Origin of the sequence: Klebsiella grimontii, from assembly GCF_042137965.1 — a bacterium.
In the GTDB taxonomy this organism is placed as follows: Bacteria; Pseudomonadota; Gammaproteobacteria; order Enterobacterales; family Enterobacteriaceae; genus Klebsiella; species Klebsiella grimontii.
The window spans coordinates 4,539,214-4,562,020 of the sequence record NZ_CP169721.1; the positions used below are offsets into that span (position 1 = coordinate 4,539,214).

Annotated in this window: 18 protein-coding genes and 2 pseudogenes; 5 read left to right on the plus strand and 15 right to left on the minus strand. The window is 54.6% G+C overall.

Features of this window, described 5'->3' with window-relative positions; translation table 11 throughout:
- Window positions 1-28 precede the first annotated feature (28 nt).
- The 3 genes from ACE3MN_RS21325 to ACE3MN_RS21335 all read right to left on the minus strand — a co-directional run bounded on the left by ACE3MN_RS21325 (window position 29) and on the right by ACE3MN_RS21335 (window position 3,127).
- Complete coding sequence (locus tag ACE3MN_RS21325) at window positions 29-286, minus strand: DUF4145 domain-containing protein (protein ID WP_142385535.1); 258 nt, start codon at window positions 284-286, stop codon at window positions 29-31.
- A gap of 758 nt (window positions 287-1,044) precedes the next feature.
- Complete coding sequence (locus ACE3MN_RS21330; protein WP_080922782.1) at window positions 1,045-2,487, minus strand: IS1182 family transposase; 1,443 nt, start codon at window positions 2,485-2,487, stop codon at window positions 1,045-1,047.
- A gap of 271 nt (window positions 2,488-2,758) precedes the next feature.
- Window positions 2,759-3,127, minus strand: coding sequence for a winged helix-turn-helix transcriptional regulator (locus ACE3MN_RS21335; protein WP_004132581.1), 369 nt, complete (start codon window positions 3,125-3,127; stop codon window positions 2,759-2,761).
- Between the two features lie 99 nt (window positions 3,128-3,226).
- On the opposite strand from ACE3MN_RS21335, the gene ACE3MN_RS21340 reads away from it, so the two are divergent.
- A complete protein-coding gene (locus ACE3MN_RS21340; protein ID WP_102650408.1) occupies window positions 3,227-3,973 on the plus strand; it encodes an NADPH-dependent F420 reductase in 747 nt (248 codons plus the stop codon).
- A 454-nt stretch (window positions 3,974-4,427) separates the two neighbouring features.
- On the opposite strand, the gene fabF is transcribed toward ACE3MN_RS21340, so the two are convergent.
- From fabF to ACE3MN_RS21360, 4 genes are all read right to left on the minus strand, one after another.
- A complete protein-coding gene (fabF, locus tag ACE3MN_RS21345) occupies window positions 4,428-5,714 on the minus strand; it encodes a beta-ketoacyl-ACP synthase II (RefSeq protein WP_102650407.1) in 1,287 nt (428 codons plus the stop codon).
- A gap of 81 nt (window positions 5,715-5,795) precedes the next feature.
- Window positions 5,796-8,885 (minus strand): efflux RND transporter permease subunit, encoded by a 3,090-nt coding sequence (locus ACE3MN_RS21350; protein ID WP_024359111.1) that lies wholly within the window; start codon window positions 8,883-8,885, stop codon window positions 5,796-5,798.
- Window positions 8,882-9,991 (minus strand): efflux RND transporter periplasmic adaptor subunit, encoded by a 1,110-nt coding sequence (locus ACE3MN_RS21355; RefSeq protein WP_049085660.1) that lies wholly within the window; start codon window positions 9,989-9,991, stop codon window positions 8,882-8,884. The genes ACE3MN_RS21350 and ACE3MN_RS21355 overlap by 4 nt, the downstream gene beginning before the upstream one ends.
- A 68-nt stretch (window positions 9,992-10,059) precedes the next feature.
- Entirely contained in the window at window positions 10,060-10,680 is a 621-nt protein-coding gene (locus ACE3MN_RS21360; protein ID WP_102650406.1) for a TetR/AcrR family transcriptional regulator, read from the minus strand.
- 88 nt (window positions 10,681-10,768) lie between these two features.
- Between ACE3MN_RS21360 and ACE3MN_RS21365 the strand changes: the two are divergent.
- Together ACE3MN_RS21365 and ACE3MN_RS21370 are read left to right on the plus strand one after the other, a co-directional pair.
- Window positions 10,769-11,041 (plus strand): annotated as a pseudogene (locus tag ACE3MN_RS21365) (TolC family protein); the annotation flags it as partial.
- A 104-nt stretch (window positions 11,042-11,145) separates the two neighbouring features.
- Entirely contained in the window at window positions 11,146-11,631 is a 486-nt protein-coding gene (locus tag ACE3MN_RS21370) for a pyrroline-5-carboxylate reductase (protein ID WP_102650404.1), read from the plus strand.
- A 166-nt stretch (window positions 11,632-11,797) separates the two neighbouring features.
- Here ACE3MN_RS21370 and ACE3MN_RS21375 read toward each other — a convergent pair whose 3' ends face one another.
- From ACE3MN_RS21375 to ACE3MN_RS21390, 4 genes are all read right to left on the minus strand, one after another.
- Window positions 11,798-13,087, minus strand: a complete 1,290-nt coding sequence (locus tag ACE3MN_RS21375) for an anaerobic C4-dicarboxylate transporter family protein (protein WP_102650403.1) — start codon at window positions 13,085-13,087, stop codon at window positions 11,798-11,800.
- 112 nt (window positions 13,088-13,199) lie between these two features.
- A complete protein-coding gene (locus ACE3MN_RS21380) occupies window positions 13,200-14,048 on the minus strand; it encodes a fumarylacetoacetate hydrolase family protein (RefSeq protein ID WP_049085655.1) in 849 nt (282 codons plus the stop codon).
- A gap of 143 nt (window positions 14,049-14,191) precedes the next feature.
- Window positions 14,192-15,121, minus strand: a complete 930-nt coding sequence (locus ACE3MN_RS21385; RefSeq protein WP_004129307.1) for a dihydrodipicolinate synthase family protein — start codon at window positions 15,119-15,121, stop codon at window positions 14,192-14,194.
- 251 nt (window positions 15,122-15,372) lie between these two features.
- Complete coding sequence (locus tag ACE3MN_RS21390; protein ID WP_004129304.1) at window positions 15,373-16,404, minus strand: LacI family DNA-binding transcriptional regulator; 1,032 nt, start codon at window positions 16,402-16,404, stop codon at window positions 15,373-15,375.
- Between the two features lie 438 nt (window positions 16,405-16,842).
- Here ACE3MN_RS21390 and ACE3MN_RS21395 point away from each other — a divergent pair, with 438 nt between their 5' ends.
- A complete protein-coding gene (locus ACE3MN_RS21395; RefSeq protein WP_004132593.1) occupies window positions 16,843-18,240 on the plus strand; it encodes an MFS transporter in 1,398 nt (465 codons plus the stop codon).
- Window positions 18,241-18,363: 123 nt separating this feature from the next.
- Entirely contained in the window at window positions 18,364-19,704 is a 1,341-nt protein-coding gene (locus ACE3MN_RS21400; RefSeq protein ID WP_049085654.1) for a carbohydrate porin, read from the plus strand.
- A 103-nt stretch (window positions 19,705-19,807) separates the two neighbouring features.
- Here the strand turns inward: ACE3MN_RS21400 and ACE3MN_RS21405 are convergent, their stop codons facing one another.
- From ACE3MN_RS21405 to ACE3MN_RS21420, 4 genes and pseudogenes are all read right to left on the minus strand, one after another.
- The gene (locus tag ACE3MN_RS21405; RefSeq protein WP_257999610.1) at window positions 19,808-20,554 is read right to left on the minus strand and encodes an SAM-dependent methyltransferase; all 747 of its coding nucleotides are present in this window, start codon (window positions 20,552-20,554) and stop codon (window positions 19,808-19,810) included.
- Window positions 20,555-20,962: 408 nt separating this feature from the next.
- Window positions 20,963-21,442 (minus strand): annotated as a pseudogene (locus ACE3MN_RS21410) (class I SAM-dependent methyltransferase); the annotation flags it as partial.
- Between the two features lie 11 nt (window positions 21,443-21,453).
- Window positions 21,454-22,005 carry a GNAT family N-acetyltransferase gene (locus ACE3MN_RS21415; protein ID WP_004132606.1) on the minus strand — a complete coding sequence of 184 codons (552 nt, stop codon included), beginning with the start codon at window positions 22,003-22,005 and terminating at the stop codon, window positions 21,454-21,456.
- Between the two features lie 10 nt (window positions 22,006-22,015).
- Window positions 22,016-22,273, minus strand: coding sequence for a YjhX family toxin (locus ACE3MN_RS21420; RefSeq protein WP_004132607.1), 258 nt, complete (start codon window positions 22,271-22,273; stop codon window positions 22,016-22,018).
- Window positions 22,274-22,807: the final 534 nt, after the last annotated feature.

Sequence of the window (22,807 nt, forward strand, 5' to 3'; positions counted from 1 at the left end):
GGGTATCCTAGTTGATCCCCTAATTAGCCTAAAAACTACTTTTGTTAGGCACCATACTTGGAAATTCAAAAATAAACCGGAGAAGCATTTCAATAAACACGATTAGCTCTTTGGCATCGTTTTCGCTCATTACTGTTATTTCATGCGTGGCTTCATTGCCTTTTTTTCGTATATGGTCAACCCAATGTTTTCCATTTGGTGGCGTGTATCCATTATCGGAAAGGTAAGTAACGTACTCGATAAATTTTAGTCCTTCTTTCGCCCCCTGAGCGACTGCGATATTCATTAGCATTTTTCTACAAAGTAAAACCGCACCGGTATAACAACCCTCGCCAGTACTGCGCCGCGCTTCTTCATAAAGCTCAGTTAGATGAGCGGGTACATGTTGTACTGAATTTCCAAGAGCAGGGGATGGAAGCTGTTGGCTATCTGGAGTGAAAAAAACCGGACCACCACAATTTGGGCAAACATATACAGCGCCAACCTGTGAACCACTTCCGTCACCATGCTGTCCTAGTTTGTATCCTTCTTACAGATGAAACATTAATATTGCAGTAGCCACATACGAATGAGGCATTAGGTAGATCCTGCAGACTACGCCAATTAAATGCTCCTTCCTGAAAAAAACTCATATTTTCTCCAAAAGGCTGATGCACTGTTAAGGTTTGGACAACCCTACCGCTGAGCTTTAAACACTATGGGTCAATTTGCGGGACTTGACAACAGCCATGGTTAAAATTTATGCCACATTTCAACTTAATAGAAAGATGAATGCTCCCGAGTTTGCTACTGATATTCTGTATTTATGTTTCCCATTGCACCCTAACTACTGGTTAAACTTCCCACCGATGTCCGCTTCTGGCACAGGCTGTGTAAAAACTCGGTTTTTGCAGTATCTGAGTACTATCCTCAGTCAGGGATGCAAGATATTCCTGATAATGACCGTATTCGCTGTGATTTGTATGTAGGGGCAGAACTAGGCTTTTAGTGGCTTGATATGGAGCGTTAATGGCTTGTTATTAGGGGTTAAAGCGGCCACTCCCGTTAGTTGCATTGTTCTTGCAGCTTAATGGCCAATCCTTCGGTACCCCAGATGGACATCATCCTTTTCAGGTTATAAGCCAGCACATGCAGACTGGTTTCTGTGCTGACGTTTTTAAACCGTTGCGTCAGGAAGTGAGTCGCTCCCATCCACATTTTAATTGTCCCGAACGGATGCTCTACCGTTTGCTTGCGCACGACAGCTGTTTGTGGCGATGCGTCAAGCCTGGCTTGCATGTCTTCCATTTCTGCTTCATGAACCCAGCGCCTTATACGTCTCGGATCGCGTTTTGATGTGGTGCACCTTGACCGCTGCCTGCAATTACGACAAGCAATATTGTTAAAGTACATTTGTTGTTCTAAACCATCCTCAAGCACAGTAAATCTGTTCTGAAGCTCGCTACCCATCGGACAAATATAAATATCTTTTTCCTGGTCATATTTGAACAATGAACGATTGAAAAGACCTTTGCGGTCAGCGCCAGAGGTATCACCTTTGGGTACTAAGGCTACGGCACCTAAGTCCTGCGTTGCTTTAATATCCCCCCGGCTGTAATAACCTTTATCAGCCAGTACGGTAATATCCACCTTGCCAACCGCATCTTGCGCTAATTTTGTCACCGCTGCTAGCTGCCCACGGTCTGGTGTATTTGTTACTTCATGCGCAACAATCAGGTGATATTTAGCATCAACGGCAGTCTGGACGTTATAGCTAACCTGGCGGTTAACATTGTTTATCTTCATTAGCCGGGAATCAGGATCTGTCAGTGACAACTGCTTATCAGGGTGCTGCACAACGGCCTGCTGGATTTGCTTGAGTTCTTTCAGACGCTTTCGCAGCCATGCCAGTTTTGCAGCGGTTAACCCTGCATTTTTTTCGGGCTCCGCAGCCTTGTCAGCTTCATCGAGCTTATTCAGGTAAAGAGCGATACTTTGCTCAACCCTTTCGATGTGGCCTTTTGTTTTCTGGGGCGTGAAGTTGTTCGATTTGCTGTTTACCGCCTTGAACTTACTACCATCGATGGCAACCACCACATCGGTGAACATCTGCATCTGCCGACACAGATCAATGAAAGCCCGGCAAGCATTTCTGATGCCTTTACCGTTGTTTTTTCTGAAGTCAGCAATGGTTTTAAAATCAGGTGTTAATCGCTCAAGTAACCACATCAATTCAACGTTACGATGGGCTTCTTTTTCTAACCTGCGGGATGACTGGATGCGGTTCAGGTATCCATAAATGTACAGCTTCAACATGGTTGCAGGGTGATATCCTGGCCGCCCGGTTTGTTTTGCATTAACACGCTCGAAGCCAAGAGCATCAAGCTGTAATTCATCAACAAAGACATCAATAACCCTGGCAGGGTTGTCTTCTGTGACAAAATCATCCAGCACTTCAGGGAGCAACGTCACCTGATGTCTGCCTTGACCTTTAATGTGGTGAGTCATATCTACACCCGCAATATTTAATCGTATGCTTTTAATTTTATTAAATAAAGTAGGTTACCGCATGGGTTTATCAAGAATGGTTGATCATATAAAACCACTGCTTAGACCAAAAAGTGATCAGCAGTTTTCACACAGCCTGGGCACTAAGCTGACCATCTGACCGAGCTTGAGGTCCGCTAAGAGCAGACAGCGAACGTCGGTTATGACGAAACAAGTCTCGAAGATCATTGCGGAAAATATTAACAATTCGGGATATACCGGCCTGATTATCTCAACCAGGCTCAAGGCCAAGCGTTTCCCGACGCAGCAGGGCCCATTCAATCAATGCCGCCATAGATGGGCCCAGTGCTGTTCCCAGTTCCGTGAGGGAGTATTCAACACGAGGCGGGACTTCAGGATAAAGCGTCCGTAATATAATCCCATCTTTTTCCAGCTGCTTAAGCTGCTGTATAAGCATCTTTTGATTTACCCCCTCGATCCTACGTTCAAGCTCAGAAAAGCGCAGTGGAACTTTAGCGGCGAAAAGCTGGCATAAAATTATTGTTTTCCATTTACCTTCAATAATCTTCAGGGCTTCGCTGGTAACCTGCGCCCATACGAGCCGTTGTTCAGGTATATCACAACGCCAGTCTCTTTCCATACTTACCTCCAGTAAGCTACCCACTATTTTGTGTGTTCTTGTCGTTACCACAGTAAGGGATTAGTGTACCCCCTATTGCAAACGACTTCAGGAGTGAAGATGAGAATCGGCGTAATTGGTACAGGCAATATTGGCGGTACGCTTGCACGTAAGTTAAGCGAAACTGGGCATGAGGTAAAAGTGGCAAATTCACGCGGTTTAGACGCGGTAAGGGAATTTGCCAGTGAAATTAACGCAGTGCCGGCGGACATATATGGTGCAGTGACTGACGTAGATGCCGTTATTCTGTCCATTCCATTCCCGGCGGTGAGTAGCCTGCCTGATGGGCTTTTCTCGGGTTTACCTCCACATGTCCCTGTCATTGATACGAGCAACTATTATCCAGGTCTGCGCGATCCGCAGATTGCTGCGCTGGATGAAGATCGGACGGAAAGCGAATGGGTTCAGGAGCAGATTGGGCATCCCGTTATCAAAGCCTTCAACAATATACTCGCCGACTCTCTGGCAGAACTGGGGCTGCCTGAGGGGAGCCGCGGTCGCCTGGCGGTCGCAGTAGCAGGAGATCATCCAGCCGCAGTACAGGTCACGATGTCCCTGGTTAACGATACCGGCTTTGACCCCGTATTTTCCGGGTCTATCGCTGAATCATGGCGTCAGCAGCCGTGCACGCCGTCCTATTGTTGCGACTGGGAGGCTGCCACCATGCTTCGCGCTTTCCCCCTGGCGAAAAAGGGAGAAGGACGGGCCCGTCTGCCTTCGCTTTATGCCAGCTTCGGTAAGCTGGGTGAGGCGCCAACACATAAAGATATCATTGATAATAATCGAGCCATCAACTGGCCTGTATAACGTGGCTGCCGATGATGACGAAAGCGGTACCTGCCTGAGCGGCGGCAAAATGCACATTCTTTAGAAGAATCGATGGTCAGAAGCTGGCTTAGCAATCCATTGCAAATCATTGTTGGAAAAGGTGAACCACGCTTTAAGATCGCCACTCGCCCTAAGAATGCCTGTTATACAGCAAATAAGACATTATTTGACTTTAGGGTTAACCGATATTTTTCCATAAAAAAAAACCACTGCCAGTGGCGACAGCGGTTAATAGTACAGCTTTTATTATTTTATGCAGAAATTAGCGTTGGGCGCTGAGGCCAATATCTTTATTCAGGCGTTGTTCTGTAGACGACACGGACAACAAAAAAATAAAGCTGAATTATGATGATAAGAACCAAATGGCCAAAATAAAAACGACTCCCCCGGGCTCTTATCAATAAACGCTTCAGGATTAAGTCGTGGCACGCCATCACGTCGTTTCCCAGCGACGAAACAGAAGACTCGCATTGACGCCACCGAAACCAAAACCGTTTGATAATGCATAGGTTATAGCAGCAGGACGGGCCTTTAACGCGACAAGATCCAGGCCCTGCCCCGCCTCATCCGGATGATGCAGATTCAACGTCGGCGGTATAACCTGATCGCGTAAGGCAAGCACGGTAAATATGGCCTCAACACCCCCTGCGGCCCCCAGCAGATGGCCGGTGGCAGATTTTGTCGAACTAATAGCGACACCCAATCCCCCACCGAACACAGACCTGATGGCCGCCAGCTCGCCCTTGTCTCCAATCTGCGTAGAGGTGGCATGGGCGTTGATGTGCTGGATCTCATCGGCCTTCACCTGCGCCTGAGCCAAAGCCAGTTCAATTGCCCGACGTGCGCCGCTACCGTCTTCCGGCCCGGCGGTAAGATGCCATGCATCGGCGCTGGTGCCATATCCCACCAGTTCAGCCAGAGGGGTCGCGCCGCGCGCAAGCGCGTGCTCAAGAGATTCAATGACTAATAATCCGGCACCTTCCGCCATAACAAACCCGTCCCGATCGCGATCGAAGGGTCTTGACGCTTCAGCCGGGTTTTCCGAAAACCCGGTGGAGAGCGCACGCGCCGCGGCAAAGCACCCCAGCGTAACGCGATCGATTGCGGCCTCCGTCCCCCCACAAATAGCGATATCAGCTTCGCCGCTTCTGATAAGCCGGGCCGCATCGCCAATCGCCTGCACGCCAGCCGCACATGCTGTGATCGGCGCGCCAAGCGGCCCCCTGAAACCATGTCGGATCGAGATATGGCCTGCAGCCATATTGGCGAGAAAAGAGGGCGCAGTGAACGGCGATAGTCGCCGTGGGCCGCGCGTATCGGTAGTCCTCACCGCATCAGCAATCGCGCCAAACCCTCCCACACCGGATGCGATAATGGTTGCTGTGCGTTGCTGCGAGTCATCATCCACCGGGCGCCAGCCTGCCTGCGTCAGCGCTTCCTCGGCCGCCATGAGCGCAAACTCAATGAAACGGTCCATTTTCTTTCGCTCTTTTGTCGGTATAAACCGCGCCGGGTCATAGCCGGCTTCAGGATCTTCGACAACAGAAGGGACCAGGCCCGCGACGGCAATACCGGTTCCATCGCTGACGTCTGGCGAAAGACGCCTTATCCCCGATTGGCCCTTAAGAAGCCTGCGCCAGGCTATCTCTGTATCACATCCCAGAGGGCCGATCATGCCGCATCCGGTTACGACTATTCGCTTTCGCCTTTTGAGAGCCATCGTTAAATCCTCATCATTCGGGTCGATATTTTCAGGGCCGCCGGAACGTCGTCTGGCGACCCTTTCTTTAGTGCATCACGGTCAAACTGCAGCCTGCGGTTCCGCAGGTTTCTGCGTATCAGGACGTATTTTGAACCAGATGGCATACATGGCGGGCAGGAACACCAGCGTGATAATGGTGCCGCCAAACGTCCCGCCAATCAGCGTGTAGGCCAGCGTCCCCCAGAACACCGAGTGCGTCAGCGGGATAAACGCCAGTATGGCCGCCATCGCCGTCAGCAATACCGGTCTAGCCCGCTGCACCGTTGCCTCCACCACCGCATGGAAGGGTGCCAGCCCCTCCTGCTCGTTGTGATGGATCTGGCCTATCAGGATCAGGGTGTTGCGCATCAGAATGCCGGACAGCGCAATCAGCCCGACGAGGGTATTGATGCCAAAAGGCTGGTTGAAGAGCAGCAGCGTTGGCACCACCCCAATCAGCCCCAGCGGCGCGGTGAGGAAGACCATCACCATCGCCGCCATCGACCGCACCTGCAGGATGATAATCAACAGCGTCATGGCAATCATGATAGGGAACAGCGGCACCATCGCTTTGGTGGCTTTCCCGGACTCTTCGATCGAACCCGCCTGCTCGATGCGGTATCCGTCCGGCAGCGTATCGATGACCGGCTGCAGCGCCTTCGTGATGGCGGTAGAAACATCCGGCGGCTGCAGATTTTCGGCTATATCTCCCCTGACAGTTATGGTCGGTATACGATCGCGACGGCGCATAACCGGCTCTTCCATTTGCACCTCAACCTCGCCAATCTGAGACAGCGGAATGCGCTGCCCGGCAGCCCCCACCAGGGTAAAGCCGGCAATTTTTGCCGGGTCAAGCCGGATATCCCCCGCCGCGCGTCCCATGACCTGTACCGAACGGATATCTTCCCGTACCGAGGTGATCGGAATCCCTGAAAGTAGGAACTGAAGCTGCTGCGCGGCCGCATTCGAGGTCAGCCCCACCGCCTGCAGGCGATCCTGATTGAGCGTGAAGTGCAGCGCCGGTACTCGCGGCCCCCAGTCGGTGTTGACGGTTCTCATCATTGGACTGGCCTGCATCACTTTTTCGACCTTATCTGCGATTTCGCGCAGCGTGGTAGGGTCAGGCCCCATGACGCGGTAAGCCACCGGATAGGGTGAATAGGGACCAAACACCAGCTGGGTCACGCGCACGCGCGCCTCGGGCGTCAGCCCACCGGCCACCGCTTCACGCAGTCTGAACTTAAGCGCCTCGCGGGCTTCCGGGTTGTCCGTCAGCACGACTATTTTCGCAAATGACGGGTCAGGCAGCTCGGGGGCCATGGCCAGAAAGAAACGCGGCGCCCCCTGCCCGATGTAGGAGGTGACGATTTTTGCCTCTTTCTGCTTTCTCAGCCAGGCTTCGATTTTCGCCGCGGTGGCATTGGTCTGCTCGATAGCGGTGCCATAGGGCATCTGCACTTCAACCAGCACCTCAGGACGGTCGGAGGTGGGGAAAAATTGTTTTTTCACCAGCCCCATGCCGAGTATCGCGACCGTAAAGACGGCAATCACGGTACCCGCTACGATCCACTTGCGCGCGATAACCCAGGCCAGCAACCGGCGAAAACGGTTGTAATGACGGGTGTTGTAAATCGCTGCGTGTCCCCCCTCTACCTTTTTGATATCGGGCAGCATCTTCACGCCCAGATAAGGCGTAAACACCACCGCGACAATCCAGGAGGCAATAAGGGCGATACCGACGATCCAGAACATGTTGCTGGTATATTCGCCGGCGGTGGACTGGGCAAAACCGTTAGGCATGAAACCAACGGCGGTGACCAGCGTACCGGCGAGCATCGGGGCGGCGGTGTGGCTCCAGGCATAGGCGGAGGCTTTGATGCGGTCGTAGCCCTCTTCCATTTTCACCACCATCATTTCGATGGCGATGATGGCATCATCGACCAGCAGCCCGAGCGCCAGGATCAGCGAGCCCAGGGTGATACGGTCAAAGTTTTTACCGGAAGCTTCCATCACCACGAAGACAATCGCCAGCGTTAACGGTACGGCAGCGGCGACCACTACGCCCACGCGCCACCCCATGCTGACGAAACAGACCACCATCACCACCAGCAGCGCGACAAAGAACTTGATCATAAACTCGTCAACGGCGGAGCTGATGTTGACCGACTGGTCGGTGACCTTGGTCAGGGTCATGCCGAGCGGCATACCCGCATTAATTTTGGCCGTTTCCGCATCCAGCGCCTTACCCAGATCCAGCCCGTTCCAGCCGTCCCGCATCACGATGCCCAGTAACAGCGCCGTTTCCCCCTGGTTGCGGATCTGGAAGGTTGCCGGATCTTCGTAGCCCCGCTCAACGGTCGCCACGTCCGATAGCTGCAGGGTCCGGCCCTGGACAACAATGGGGGTTTCGCGGATTTTCTCCAGTTTGTCAAAAGCGCCATCCAGGCGAATAAAGACCTGCGGTCCTTTAGTGTCAATCGATCCAGCGGGCGTCAGGACGTTCTGGCTGTTAAGGGCGGAGAAAATATCCTGAGGGGAAACGCCCAGCGTGGCCAGCCGGTCATGCGAGAACGAAACAAAGATGCGTTCGGCCTGTTCGCCGATAATATTGACCTTCTTCACCCCCGGCACGTGCAGAAGACGCTGACGCAGCGATTCCGCATCGCGAACCAGCAGCCGCTGTGGCTCTCCTTTCGCCTTCAGCGCAAAGAGCGCGAAGGTGACGTCGGAAAATTCGTCATTGAACATCGGTCCGATAACGCCTGCCGGCAGGTTTTTGGCCTCATCGCCGAGCTTCTTGCGCGCCTGATAGAACTCTTCCTGCACCTGTGAAGGCGGCGTGCTGTCCTGCAGTGACAGCATGGTATAAGCCAGACCGGGACGGGTGTAGGTTTCACTACGGTCATACCACTTGAGCTCCTGCATCCGCTTTTCAAGCGGTTCAGCAACCTGATCCTGCATCTCCTGCGCGGTAGCGCCCGGCCAGGCAGAAATAATCGTCATCTGCTTGACGGTAAACGGCGGGTCTTCCGCGCGCCCCAGTTCGAAAAACGACAGAACCCCGGCCACGGTAATCAGGATAATGAGGAACAGCGTGATGGAACGCTCGCGAACGGCCAGCGCTGAAAGATTGAATTTGCCGTCGCTCATGGCCGACTCCCGGCGACGCTGGCATCGTTCTGTACAGCCATGCGTACGGCCTCACCGTCATGCAGCAGATGCGCCCCGAGCGCGACCACCTTCTCGCCAGGCTGGAGATTACCGGATACCTGCGCCGCATCATCACTCAATCCCAGCACCTGAACGGACCGCCACGACACTTTGGCTGGCTGACCTGAAATCTGCCAGACGCCCGGCCCTTTGCCCGGATCGTAGAGGGAGGCTAATGGCACCTGCATCACCTGGTTCGGTAATTTACCGTCTGCAATGTGCAGCGTCACGGTGGATCCCAGCGGCGCATTCGCCAGCGCCCCTTCAAGCACATATCTCGCCTCGAAGGTGCGGGTGACCGGATCGGCCGCATCGGAAAGGAGACGCAGTTTCGCCGGGACCGTCTGTTTACCGGTGCCGTACAACATGGCCTCGGCCTCGCTTGCGGGAGCCGGACGTAACGTTTCGGGTAACTGCACGCTGGCCTCGCGCTGGCCCGCTCTGGCCAGACGAACCACCGGCTGACCGGCGCTAACCACCTGACCGGGTTCAGCCAGAGTCTCCATAACCACGCCGTCGGCGTCGGCCAGCAGCACCGTGTAGCCCGTGGCGTTTTGCGCCACATTCGCCTGGGCCTGAGCCGCATTGAGTTCAGCTTTGGCCGTATCGGCGGCCGCCTTAATCTGGTCGTAGGCCGATGCCGACACCGCCCCTGCCGCGACCAGACCGCGGTAACGCGCCTCATCCGCCGCAGCTTGTTTTGCGCGGGCCCGTGCGGCCGCGACAGCCTGTTGCTGAGCCTGCGCCTGCAGGCCGAGGTCCACGGGATCCAGACGCATCAACGGCTGGCCGCGCTTGACGTTCTGACCGGTATCGACCAGACGTTCAAGAATTTTGCCCTGCACTCTGAAACCGAGATCGCTTTGAACGCGGGCGACAACAACGCCGGTAAACGCGCGGGAGGCATCCATCGCACTCACTACGGTCGCAGACCTGACCAGAGGAGGCTGAGTGCGGGGATCGTCTGTGCCGGAAACGTCACCGCAGGCCGCGAGGGCAAACGGCAGCAGGCAAACGGCAAGAGGGGCTGATTTGAGCCTGAGCATGGAGTTCCTTAAACATTTTGACAGGACAGTTGAACCATACTCTTTCATGTGACCAACTAAGTCAATGGTCACTTTTGGATTGCTAAACTTCTGAGTATTAATGAGGAGAGCAGGACGGCCGCAGTGGGTGCGGTATCGAGGTTAAATTGCAGCTGTAACGGGCAAATATAAGGCTGCATGACCAGACAGATGGCATCAGCGGTCTCGTCCAGCGGGGTTTTGCGTTCAAACTCCCCCGCCTGCCGACCTTCCTGAATGATGTGCTGTATTAGCTGTCGCAGCTGCTGCTGATAGACGGCGGCGGAAGGCCAGCGCTCCCGGGAGGCAACGGCAGCAATGTCATAAAGCTTGCGATCGTGGAAGAACAGATCGTTACCGGCTTCGATCAGCGCGTTCAATAACCGCCTCAGCTTTTCGGAGGCGGTAGGCGCATCGGCAATCGCGTCATTGACGACCTCAGAGATTTTCGCCAGCCTGTTAGCACAAATGACTTCTCCAATCGCCTGTTTTGAATTGAAAAATTTGTATATATAGGCTTTTGAAAAACCAATCGTTTTCGCCAGATCTGACACGGTGGTCTTCTCGTAACCGAAATACCCGAAGTGCTCCGTAGCGGCTTCCACAATCCGATCGCGGACGCAATGGTCCGACGGTCCCCGTGAGGAGTGTGCATTTGTGTATTTTGTCATTTTTCCAGCTTAGCCCAGAAGGCCCCGATTGACAACTTGTGACCATTTGGTAATGTAGTCACAAATCACAGTTGACTCAAGGCACATCATGTTTCTCCTGCGTACTCTTGTCCTGGCCGTCACGGCTGGCTTACTGGCGGGCTGTGCCGTCGGGCCGGATTATCATCGTCCCGATGCACCGCTTTTGAAGCACTATCACTCTCAGCCTGCCGTCCAGCAAAGAAGCGCCTCGCGGATCGCCAGTTTTGATGTGTGGTGGGAAGGGTTTAACGACCCGATGTTGAGTTCATTGGTGTCTGACGCACTCGCGCAGAATCGGGATCTTGCTCAGGCAACCGCGCGGATGGCCCAGGCCCCCGCAGATCGCCTCTGTGGGGATGCCGGCCGACCTGCTTCGCCGGAGACCGGATATTATCGTGGCGGAGCGTCATCTCGCCGCCTCTCATGCACGTAACCGGGGGACGAATGAAAAGAATAGGCGTTCTGGGCGTGGATGCGTTAAGCGAAAAACTGATCGCAGGATTCTTTCAGGCGGAAACGGGCGCCCAGGTGTTTCTGTCCTCGGCAAACAGCGAACGGGCTCAAAGGCTGGCAAGGAAATTTCCCTGCTGGACCCTGGACAATCACCAGGCGGTCATTGATGAAGCGGATGTCATTATTATTAGCGTTAACCCTGATACTTTAAATGAACTCGCGCGCGGTGTGCGGTTACGCGATTCACACACCCTGATTTCGCTTGTACCAGGTATTCAGTCCCGAACCCTACGTGAGATATTCCAGCCTGCAAACTGCGTCAGATTACGCCTGGCATATAGTGATGGAATAAATCAATCCGCAGTCATCCTCACCGCAGCGGATGAAGAAATACAGCGCCTGTTTGCCTCGTTAGGGCCGCTCTTAGTGGCGGCCGACGAATCGGATTTTGATTCAACAACCGAAGGCCCTGTCTGAGCGGTGATTTCTATTGGGTTTTACAACAATTCTGACCAGCACGGGAATGATAACTCCCTGAAAACGGCTCATCTGCCCCCCTCGAATAAACGTGACAATTTTCGCCATGTTTTAGAGATAATCACCGGCCTGCTCCCCAACCTATCGCAGGCCAGATTGGCGTGATTCACCGAATTATAAGAGCCAGCCCCGCGGCGAAGAGAATAGAAAGCAGCACCGATGCCAGGCCAGGCAGCAGAAAAGGGTGATCGATAATATGTCGGCCCAGTTTGGTGGAGCCGGTATCGTCCAGCTCTACCGCTGCCAGTAACGTCGGGTAATTTGGCAAAATAAAAAGAGAAGCCGTAGCCGGAAAGCAGGCGACCAAAATAGCGGGAGCAACGCCCATGCTCAGCGCGGCAGGGAATAAAATTTTTGTTGAAGCCGCCTGCGAATACAAGAAACATGATGCCGCCATAATGATGAGCGCCAACATAATGGGCGAATCCAATAAATGTGACGAGACCGCGCTTTGCAGCCACTGTTGATTACTGTCCATAAAGGTGGAACCCAGCCAGGCGACGCCAAGGATACAGATGCAGGAGGTCATCCCGGTTTTAAACACCGAGCCGGACGGGACCTTGTGGACGTTAACCCGGCAGCACACCACAATCAGCAGCGCAACGCCCATCATCACCCCTACCCGCGCCTGCCCGCTGCTCATGACCGGATGGGCAATCAGCCCTAATTTTGGACTGGTGACAATCGCATAGGCCAGAACCGCAACCAGCCCAACGATAAAGATCAGCACCGAACGACCGGCATAGGGCGGGATAGCCCGCTCAGTCCGTGCCTTAACCTGAACCGGATTGTCACAGAGCCGATCCTGCTGGCGGATTCTGTCCCAGAACAGGTAAAAAACGGAGGTGACCAGCAGCGCAAGAAAGGTGGACGGTATTGATACCGCAATGAGCTCAATATAGCCCCAGCCGTCATGCCCTTTCTCCAGTATCCCCGAGAAAAAAATCACCGCCGCGGAAATGGGCGACGCCACAATACCCAGCAAAGACGCGCTGACGGAGAGAGCAAGCGCGCGGGTGGGTTTTATATTGTTCTCTTTCGCCACGCCGACAATAACCGGCATACAGGCAAAGGAGACCTGCCCGGTGCTGGCCATCATGGTTAATAGCCAGGTGGAAAGCGGCGCGGTGATGACTAACAATCGCGGATAGCGGCGCAGCAGGCGCTCGGTGAGGTCAACAAGATATTCAATACCGCCGGCCTCCTGCATGGCGGCAATCGCCACGATCACCACCATGATAAACACGATAACCAGCATCGGCATATCGCCCGGCGTCGCGCCGAGCGCGCTGAGGACAATCACGCCGGCGCCGCCGGCAAACCCCACGCCGATCCCGCCAACCCGCATGCCGATGTACAGAAACAGCAGCACCACCAGAAACTGGACCAATATCATATATTGCCTCCACGGCTCCCTGTCCGGCATTAACCCTTCGCAAGATGACATGGCCGCCGCGCAAACGCGCGCTCACCATATCTTTGGATGTAACCTGCCGGTGAACGACAATTTATCGCGATACAGCGGCATCGCTGCACACGGTGTGAATCAGGCATCCGATCTGCTCAATCTCAACTTCCACCTTGTCCCCGGGCTGCATAAAGAGCGGCGGCGTACGTTTTTTTCCGATACCGCCGGGGGTGCCGGTCAGGATAACGTCTCCCGGAGAGAGCGCGCTGAAGGTGCTGATATACGCAATGAGTTCGGCAATTGAATACAACATGCTGCCCGTATTATCCTGCTGCACCGTCTGGCCATTGAGCCGGGTGGTAATATTCAGATTTTGCGGGTCGGGGATATCATCCGCCGTCACCAGCCAGGGGCCGAAGCCGCCCGTTGCAGGCCAGTTTTTCCCGCCGGTAAAGCAGGCATGCTGCCAGTCGCGCACCGAGCCATCCATATAGCAGCTGTAGCCGGCAACATACTGCAGCGCCTCCTGCGCAGGGATATTGCGCCCTCCCCGGCCGATCACCAGCGCCATTTCGCCTTCATAGTCAAACTCATTGCTGCACTCCGGCTTGAGGAGCGGCGCCAGATGCCCGGTCTGCGAATCCGCAAAGCGGATGAATAGCACAGGATTCGCGGGCTTCTCGTTACCCGCAACGTTTTTATCGCGATAATTCACGCCGGCGCAGATGATTTTTTTCGGTTCAGTAATGACCGGCAGGAAAGCGATCTCGTTGAAGGAATAATGCGTTTTCTTCGCGGACGGCGGTAGAGTATCAAGCAGATGAAGGTGCGGCAGAAATTCAAGCAGACTGCCATATTGAGGGAACAGCGCCTGCAGATCGATGACGCCATCGGCGGTCGCCAGACCATATTTATTTTTATCATTAACGCGAAAGCTTAATAGTTTCATAAATCACCTTGGGAAGAGACAGAGGTGAAAGCCCCGACGTGATGATGAAGAGAATGAAATGATACCGGGGCGAAGTAACCGATTATCCGCAATACAGTAAGGCCGATTTCTGCATTGCGGATTCACAACTGAATCATAATGAATTAACGGACGCGGCCCAGCTCGGCGGCGCGCATGGCGTCGTGGATCTCTTTTTCAGCCCCATTCTCGAGCGGCAGCAGCGGAGAGCGAACGGTGGCATGTTCAAGGATCCCTCGCGCAACCAACGCATGCTTAAGGGCCACGGTACCTTCCATGTGAGAACCGCGGTGGTAGACGCTTTTGGTCACCGGCAGCAGTCGATCGTGCAGCTGACGCGCTTTAACGTAATCGCCCGCTTTACCCGCCTTAATCATTTCAATTAACGGCTCAGGCGCGATATTACCGTAGCCGACCAGGAAACCATCCACATCAAACGCGGTATGCAGCAGATACTCATCGTGGCAGCTTAAGATTTGCAGATCCGGACGCTCGCGACGAATCACCGGAATTTCAGTATCCCAGCGGCGCATATTACGTACGCCATTTTTCATGGCAAATACGCCCGGCTGCGCGGAGATATCCAGCAGGGTTTTCAGGTTGTAGGTGGCTTTAGTGACATCCGGATACTGGAAAAGAATCAGCGGCAGGCCGCTTTCTTCATACACCACGCGGTAGCGATCCTGGGGGGCGCCATCCTGATAGCCAAAACGCAGCCAACCGTGAGAAGGATAGAGCAAACCTGCGGATGCCCCGGCGGCAACGGCGCGCTTCGCCTCCAGCGCAGCCACTTCGGTCCCTTCCCCGGTGATACCGGCAATGATAGGAAGCTTATCATCCACCGACTTCACAAATGCGCGGATCACATTCGCCTGCTCTTCCTGGGTCAGAAAAGTCCCTTCCCCCGCGTGTCCCAGAACCACCAGACCTTTCACGCCGTCGATGCTGCCGAGCCAGTTACCGAGACGCTGAATGGCATCATAGTCTACGCGTCCATCGCGAGTGAATGGTGTAACCGGAGCCGGAGTTAAACCTCTCAGATCGATGTTAATCATAAATATCCCCTTGATGAGTAAGCATTTGTTTGCAGTTAAGCGATGATTTGAAACGAAAGTGAAATCGTTTCTGCAATCGTTTTCACGTAATTGACATTGAACCTCAAAAATAAAACCGTCAACGCCGTGTTGGTTAAAAATGCAACGCAGATCACAAACTAAACAGCAATCTGCATCCGGGATGAGATCCGTTATACAAAATTCAACCCTCCCCGCTTTCTCCAGGAAAGCCGGGGAGGATCGCAGGCGGATTATTTACGTGGAGACGAGGTAGACTTACGGGGAATAAGAGAAGGCGTGGTAATCCGCATATTATTATTTATCTCTGGATTCAATAACATATCAACCGCATTGCTGGCGATATGCTCCAGCGGCGTTCTGACCGAAGTCAGCGCCACGGGCAGTCTGCTCACCAGCGGAATATCGTTGTATCCCACCAGCGAGAGATCTTCGCCAATCACCAGGCCCTGCTGGTGCGCGGCCGCCAGGACGCCAATCGCCAGTTCGTCATTGACGGCAAACAGCGCGCTTGGGCGGTGAGGCTGGCTGAGAATTTTCATTCCCTGCTGCTCTCCCGAGGCGATGTTAAAATCTGAATGGCAGCACCAGTCCGCTTCGATCCTGAGCCCGGCTTCCTGCATTGCCCGCTCAAAGCCCTTACGCCGGTTGCGCGCGTTGGAGGCAAAATCAGGGCCGCCAATCAGGCCAATATCGCGGTGACCTAAATCGATCAGGTGCCGGGTAGCCAGATAGCCGCCAAGCTCATCGTCGCCTACCGATGAGGGGCTAAAACCGTCGGTACGCAGCGCCAGTACGTGGGGAACATCCCGTTCACGCAGGGCTTGCGGCAACGGATCGTCCAGCCGGCAGGTGGACATGATCAGCCCATCCACGCGGCGATCCAGCAGCGACTCAACGGCGTTTTTCTCCTGCTCCTTGCTATCCCCGCAGGTCGCTACAATCGCGAAATACCCTCGTCTGGCCGCGGCCCGGGCTATCTCTTCGAAAAGCATGGCGGTGACGGCATCGGTTAGCCTGGGAACCAGGACGCCAAGCGTCCCGGTATCGCCGCGCCGCAGGCTGGAAGCAACATAGTCCCGACGGTAGCCCAGCTCTCGGGCAACCTGGCGAATTTTATCTGCCGAGGCGCTGCGCGAGGTGGGTAATCTTTCATCGAGTACCCGTGAAACGGTCGAGACGCTAACGCCCGCGGCGCGAGCAACATCCCGCATTGTCGCCAGCTTTTTTTCCGGCAAATCGTTCAGTTCACTTTCTTGATCCATCTGCTGCTCCAACTCATCAATGCGGGTAAAAATCCGTGTTGCCCGTTCAACGGATACCATCGTGCAAACCGTGGGGTTAAAGGATCTTACGTCAAACCTCGCCCGGACAAAAGGAATGGTGCTTCACTTTGCCTGGGTGCGCCCGGCAGGTCGTTCATTGACCCTTTTTATTCACTTTGCCCTGCGTTCACCGCTTCGTTTTTTTACCGGTTAGTTTTTTCAGATTGTGAACTGCTCGACAATTATACAACAGGCGCAATTGACTTAGCGGTGAATCCAGCAAAGGATTAACTGAAAGTGAAATCGATTGCAGTAACGTTACCACAAACGAATTCAGAGAGCATTATATGCAGCACGTCTTTGGATAAGGGTCCGTTGCCCTGTTGTTATTCAGAACCTTACGTGTATGCCCCAGACAACGTTTAACAGGGTAATACTATGTCAACTCAGGCCATTGCTTCAGATTACGCCGTTGCCAGCGGAACGGCGTCAACACCGGACGCGCTGCTGGCAAGACTGGAACGTCTGCCCATCACCCGGCGGCTGAAGGCGATCCGCGTTATCGTCGGCTTATCGACGTTTTTCGATGCCTATACCATTATTGCTATCGCTTTTGCGCTTCCCCAGCTCACCCAGGAGTGGGGCCTTACGCCGACGTTTGTCGGTCTTATTATTGCGGCCAGCTACGTGGGCCAGCTGTGCGGCGCGCTGTTTTTTGGTTCGCTGGCGGAAAAAATAGGCCGTATCGGCGTATTACGTATCACCATCATCATGTTCGTTCTGATGGATGCGGCGTGCCTTTTTGCCTGGAACGGCTGGTCAATTCTGATTATTCGCTTTTTACAGGGGGTGGGTATCGGTGCGGAGGTTCCCGTTGCCAGCGCCTATATCAACGAATTTGTCGGAGCAAAGAAGCGCGGGCGTTTCTTTTTGTTGTATGAAGTGATTTTCCCTATCGGCATGATGTTTGCCGGATTGGTGGGGTATTTTCTGGTGCCCATCTATGGCTGGAAAGTCATGTTTTTAATTGGCTTAGTCCCCTCCGCGCTGACCGTTCCCCTGCGCTGGCTGATGCCTGAATCACCGCGCTGGTTGGCTGCAAAAGGTCGGCTGAAGGAAGCGGACAACGTCGTATCGACGCTAGAATCTGAGGTGATCAGGCGTGGGATGACGTTGCCCGAACCTGAAATAAAAGCCCCCGCGGTGCAAAAAGCGGCTCCGGAAGGGGTTAAGGCCCTCTTCGGCGGTATTTATAAATCCCGCACCTTTATGCTGTGGGGGCTGTGGCTGACGGTTTACAGCGTCAACAACGGAATGATCACCTGGTTCCCAACCCTTTACAAAACCTGGTTTAACCTCTCCCTCGATACCAGCCTGGCCTACGGCTGGATCACCTCCTCCTGCGGCGTCGTCGCTTCGGTGATCTGCGCCTTGCTGATCGACCGCGTCGGGCGCAAGCGCTGGTACACATGGGCCTTTTTACTGGCCGTCGTTCCGCTGATTGCGCTTTCTGTTCTGGGCGCAAAATCCGCCGTTGAAATTCTGATTCTGGGAAGCATGACCTACGCCATTCTTCAGACCATCGCCTTCTCGCTTTATCTCTATGCGGCTGAGCTTTATCCCACCCGGCTACGCGCCATTGGCACCGCGTACTCCAGCGCATGGCTACGCGCGGGGTCATCCATTGGCCCATTAATGGTCGGGTTTATCGTCAGCGGCTTCGGGATCCGTTTTGTGTTTGTCACTTTCGCGGTCATCGCGCTGATTGGCGGCTTGATTACGTGGATTTTTGCCATTGAAACCAAAGGGAAATCGTTAGAAGAGCTGTCGCCATAGACGGCCTGTGGCTCCGGGATTCGCGGAGCCACCTCTGACAGGAGGTCGGCGTAGTCGGCTGATTCAGCTGCGCCCTATCGGGAACACTTCATAGACCTGGCTCATCAACGGGCGGTGAAAAACATGAACACACTCATTAAAAGCGGCATGATGCTGCTGGCATTTCTCTATCCTTTACTGGCTCTGGCCAACGATACGCTTTTTTCTCCAACAGCAAAAAATATGACCGGAGAGTGGGGAGGCGTGCGGACGGATCTGCGTCAGCATGGCTATGATTTTACGCTGGAATATAGCGCGATGACGGCCACGAATATTTCCGGCGGTTACGATCGCGATAAAACCCTGCGCTACAGCGACCAGTATATTCTCGGCGTAGATATGGACCTGGAAAAGATTTTAGGTATTCGCGACGGTGAATTTAAAGCGTCGGTGAATAATCGTAACGGACGAGATCTGACTCAGGATCGGCTACAGGATCCGCGCGCGCCGGTAATAGGCTCCGGTGTCCAGAGTAACTACGGGCGGGGGCAAACATGGCACGCGACGCAGTTTTGGTTCAAAAAAAGCGGGTGGGAGAAGAAGCTGGATATCAAGGTGGGACTGATGCCGCCAGGAGAGGATTTTGATAATAACGGCTGCTTTTTTCAAAACCTGTCGCTGTGCGGTTCTTTAGCCGGACACGGCAGCGGCGTCTGGTATAACACCCCTATAGGCCAGTGGGGTGGCCGCGTCAAATACAGCCCTACCCCAGCGCTATACGTCCAGGCCGGGGCGTTTCAGTACAATCCTAACTACGCCACCCGCCACGGAAGCTTCGAGCTCGATGGAACCGGGCATCTGGGGTACATGTACCTTTTTGAGCTGGGATACTCACCCACCCTCGGCGCGGCAAAACTCCCCGGCATCTGGAAACTCGGGGGCTGGTATAACACGGCGGAGGCCAACGATGTGCTGGATGATGACAATGGCGACCCCTATGTCCTCACGCACCAGGCCGCCCGGCGACACGACGGCCGCTACGGAGGTTATCTCTATATCAGCCAGCAAATTACCCACTCGAGCAGCCATCGACAAAATGGCCTTAGCCTTTTCGCGCATCTGGCAATGAATGATAAAGATACAGCGACAATGGACTATCAGATGCAGGCAGGCGCCATTTATAAAGGTCCTTTCGCCAGTCGTCCGCAGGACTTTATCAGCTTCGGCGTCAGTAAAATGCACGCCAACGACAGAGTCGCCCGTCGGGCGCAGCTCCTGAACCAGATGCGGGGGATCGAGGATTACGATAATCCCCTGTATGTCCCGGTTCGCAAAGCCGAGTACGCCGCAGAGCTGCATTATAGCTTCCGCGTTACGCCCTGGCTGACCGTGCGCCCTAACCTGCAGCTGCTGGCCCACCCGGGAGGAAGCGAGGAGATTAAAAACGCGTGGGTGATCGGCAATCAGGTGACCGTGAAATTCTGATAACACGGGCTGCCGCCGTCAGGCCTGACCCAAGGTGCCCTTTCCTACGGTTCTGAATCCCCCTGACCCCGGCATAGCCTTGCGGCTATGCCGGGTATTTCAACTACCGCTTGATTAACGCAAACACGCCCCAGCCAAAATACTCACGCGTCCAGGTGACATGGCGTTTTGGCGCCATCGTCAGCTCCGCCCTGACTTCTGACGCAAAGTCATCATCGGGGTTTTCCTCTAACCAACGGCGCAGGGTGAGCCATTTCGCCGCTTCGTAGCGGTCCCAACCTTCCTGGTCCGCCAGCACCATTTCGACGAGGTCATAGCCAAGCGCATCGTAAGAGGAGACCAGGTCGGGAAGCGTCAGAAAGTCGGCGAGCGAAGAGGCGCCACAGGCCTGTGCTATCTCTTCCGTTGCCGGAATCTTGCGCCAGTACGGTTCGCCAATCAGCAGCATACCGCCGGGTTTGAGGCTTTTGCTCAGCAGCGCGATAGTCCCGGCAACGCCGCCGCCGATCCAGGTCGCGCCAACGCAGGCGGCGATGTCGCATTTTTCCTCGGCGACGTAACCGGCGGCGTCCTGATGAATAAAGGTTACGCTGTCGGCAACGCCGAGCTCTTCTGCCCGCCGCTGAGCCTGCTGGCTGAACAGCGCGCTCATATCAACGCCGATACCGCGGATGCCGTGATCGCGCGCCCAGGTACAGAGCATCTCCCCGGAACCGCTGCCGAGGTCGAGTAGGCGGGTTCCGGCCTTCATCCGCAGCACGCGGCCAAGGGCGGCGTATTTTTCCGGCGTAAACGGGTTATGGATGCGGTGAGCGCTTTCACTAATGGTGAAAATATGTGGGATATCCAATGGTTGAATTCCTTTTATGGGTGTTGCACAAAGAGAATCGGGAACGTTTTTTTCGGCCAGCAGCGCGTACATCTTGCCGGCAAAGGTTTCGCTGACCGGCCATTCCGCCTCATCCGGGCGGGTAATGGTGGTCAAACCCGCCGTACGCAGCAGGTCGAGATAGCCGTCATCGCGCCATGCGGTCATCTGGCTGCCGAAGCGCGTCACCTTGCCGCTCTCTTCAATCGCCATGAACAGCGTAGAGCTGGTTTGCGCCGCCGGATCCCAGGCGTGCTCGGTCAAAAGCAGGTGCGGAACATCCAGAAACAGCCCCTGCGGACAGCGCTGCCAGCCGGGCTCGGCCATTCCCTGACGTTTAACTTCGGCATAGGTATGAACCTCGATGAGCAGCTTTCCCCACGGAACCAGCCACTGCGCGCAGCGGTTGACCAGCGAACGGGCCTCAGCCGCGCTGAACACATTCAGTTCACCGAAGGTCATCATGATGAAATCAAACGGTGTTTCCGGCGCGTAGTCGCGAACGTCCTGCTGGTGATAGGCAATATCAAGCCCGGCCGCCTGAGCCTGCTGGCGGGCCCAGGCGATCGACGCCGGTGAAAAATCCACGCCCGTACAGCAGAAGCCGCGCTCGGCCAGCAGGCGCGTGTAAAGACCCGGCCCGCAGCCGAGGTCGAGAATGCGGGCGCCGGCGGGCAGCTGTCCGGCAATCCACGCCACCTGTTGTTCGATAACCGCCCGCCTGCGGCTGGCCCAGTCGTGCTCCTGCGACAGATGGTTCTCTAGCATACGCTGGCTAAACGCCGGGTCATCCCAGGGGATTTTGCGCTCCCGGGATGACAACACGATATGCCTGGAACCTGTAATAATCGTGCCAATAGTCATCATCATTTCCTTATTGATTACTCGCGCCAGTGCTCGGGTTTCATTAACGCCCGGGCGCACTGTATTTGACCCGTTCGTCCCAGCGGCTGAGATGAAAGCGGCTGCAGCATCCAGCAGGCTTTGAGCGCCTCGGGAATGGGATAAGGCGCCGGATAGCCTTTATCTCCCGCGCATGGCTCAAACCCATGCCTGGGGTAGTAAGTGGCGTGGCCCAGAACAAATACCGTCTGGCTTCCCATGGCTTTCAACTGCTCAATGCCGTGCCGGATAAGCCCTCCGCCAACGCCCGCGCCCTGGTATTCCGGCACCACCGCAAGGGGAGCAAGGATGTGCATCATCGGCGAGTCCGGCTCCCCTTTGAACGTCGCCCGGGTGAATAAAATATGCCCAACCGCCTTTCCGTTATGCCTGGCCAGCAGCGATAACGTCGGGCAGGCGCTCTCATCGTTGAGCAAATCGGCCACCAGCCTGGCCTCTTTGCTGTAGCCGAAAGCCCGGGTTTCGACATGGAGAATGTCATTGGTATCGCCTTCAGAGGCGACATGAAAAGTGAAGCTGTGGTTTGTCATCAGAGGCTCCTTAGCGATTATCCAGCTGTGCGCGGACATTATTCAGCCCGGTGGTATTGATGCGATAGGGCTGTCCGTTGACGGACTTAATCAGCTTTTTGGTTTTGAGTTTTTTGAAAACGGCGAGCGTGCAGTCGCTGAGCAGGAGCCCTTCGCGGCTGTAGCATTCAACAGAAGTGACGCGGCCTGATGCATCGCGAACGTGCGCGATCCGGCCACCTTTAGCGAGAACGTGTAAGGTACGTTGTTCCTGACGGGATAGATTCATACTGAAGAAACCTGTTCATCATCATGCGTAAAAACGAGCCAACACCCGCAGGTGTTCGCGTAAGGTTTAAGCGCAGCGATAACCAGTCCGGCCTGAAAAGGTCGGGAAACTGATTATCTAATGATGACATTCTCCAGCATCAAAGCCTCGGTGAGAGTTGAAAAGGTATTTACCAGCGAAATGATAACACGCAGTTTTTATATGGAAATCGTTATAGTCAAAAAGTGTGATCTACGGCGAGTCCGCACGCTTTCTGGCGCTTATGGTCGACATGTTGACGCTATTGGTTAACCATTTATCAAGACGTGACGCACAGGGCCCTACGCTCTCCTGAGCGTCAGCAGAATCTACAGACGCTACTCAACGGGGCTGAAATGAAGTCGGGCCTTTCACTTATGCCATTAGCGAATCTCCATCACATTTTGGTTTACCAATTTACCTTTCATGGTTGACTTGTTCGACCAATTGGAGGAATTTATACGCCATATCGTCTGGTTTCTCCTCCGTTACGATGGTTGACCGGAACCGACGCTC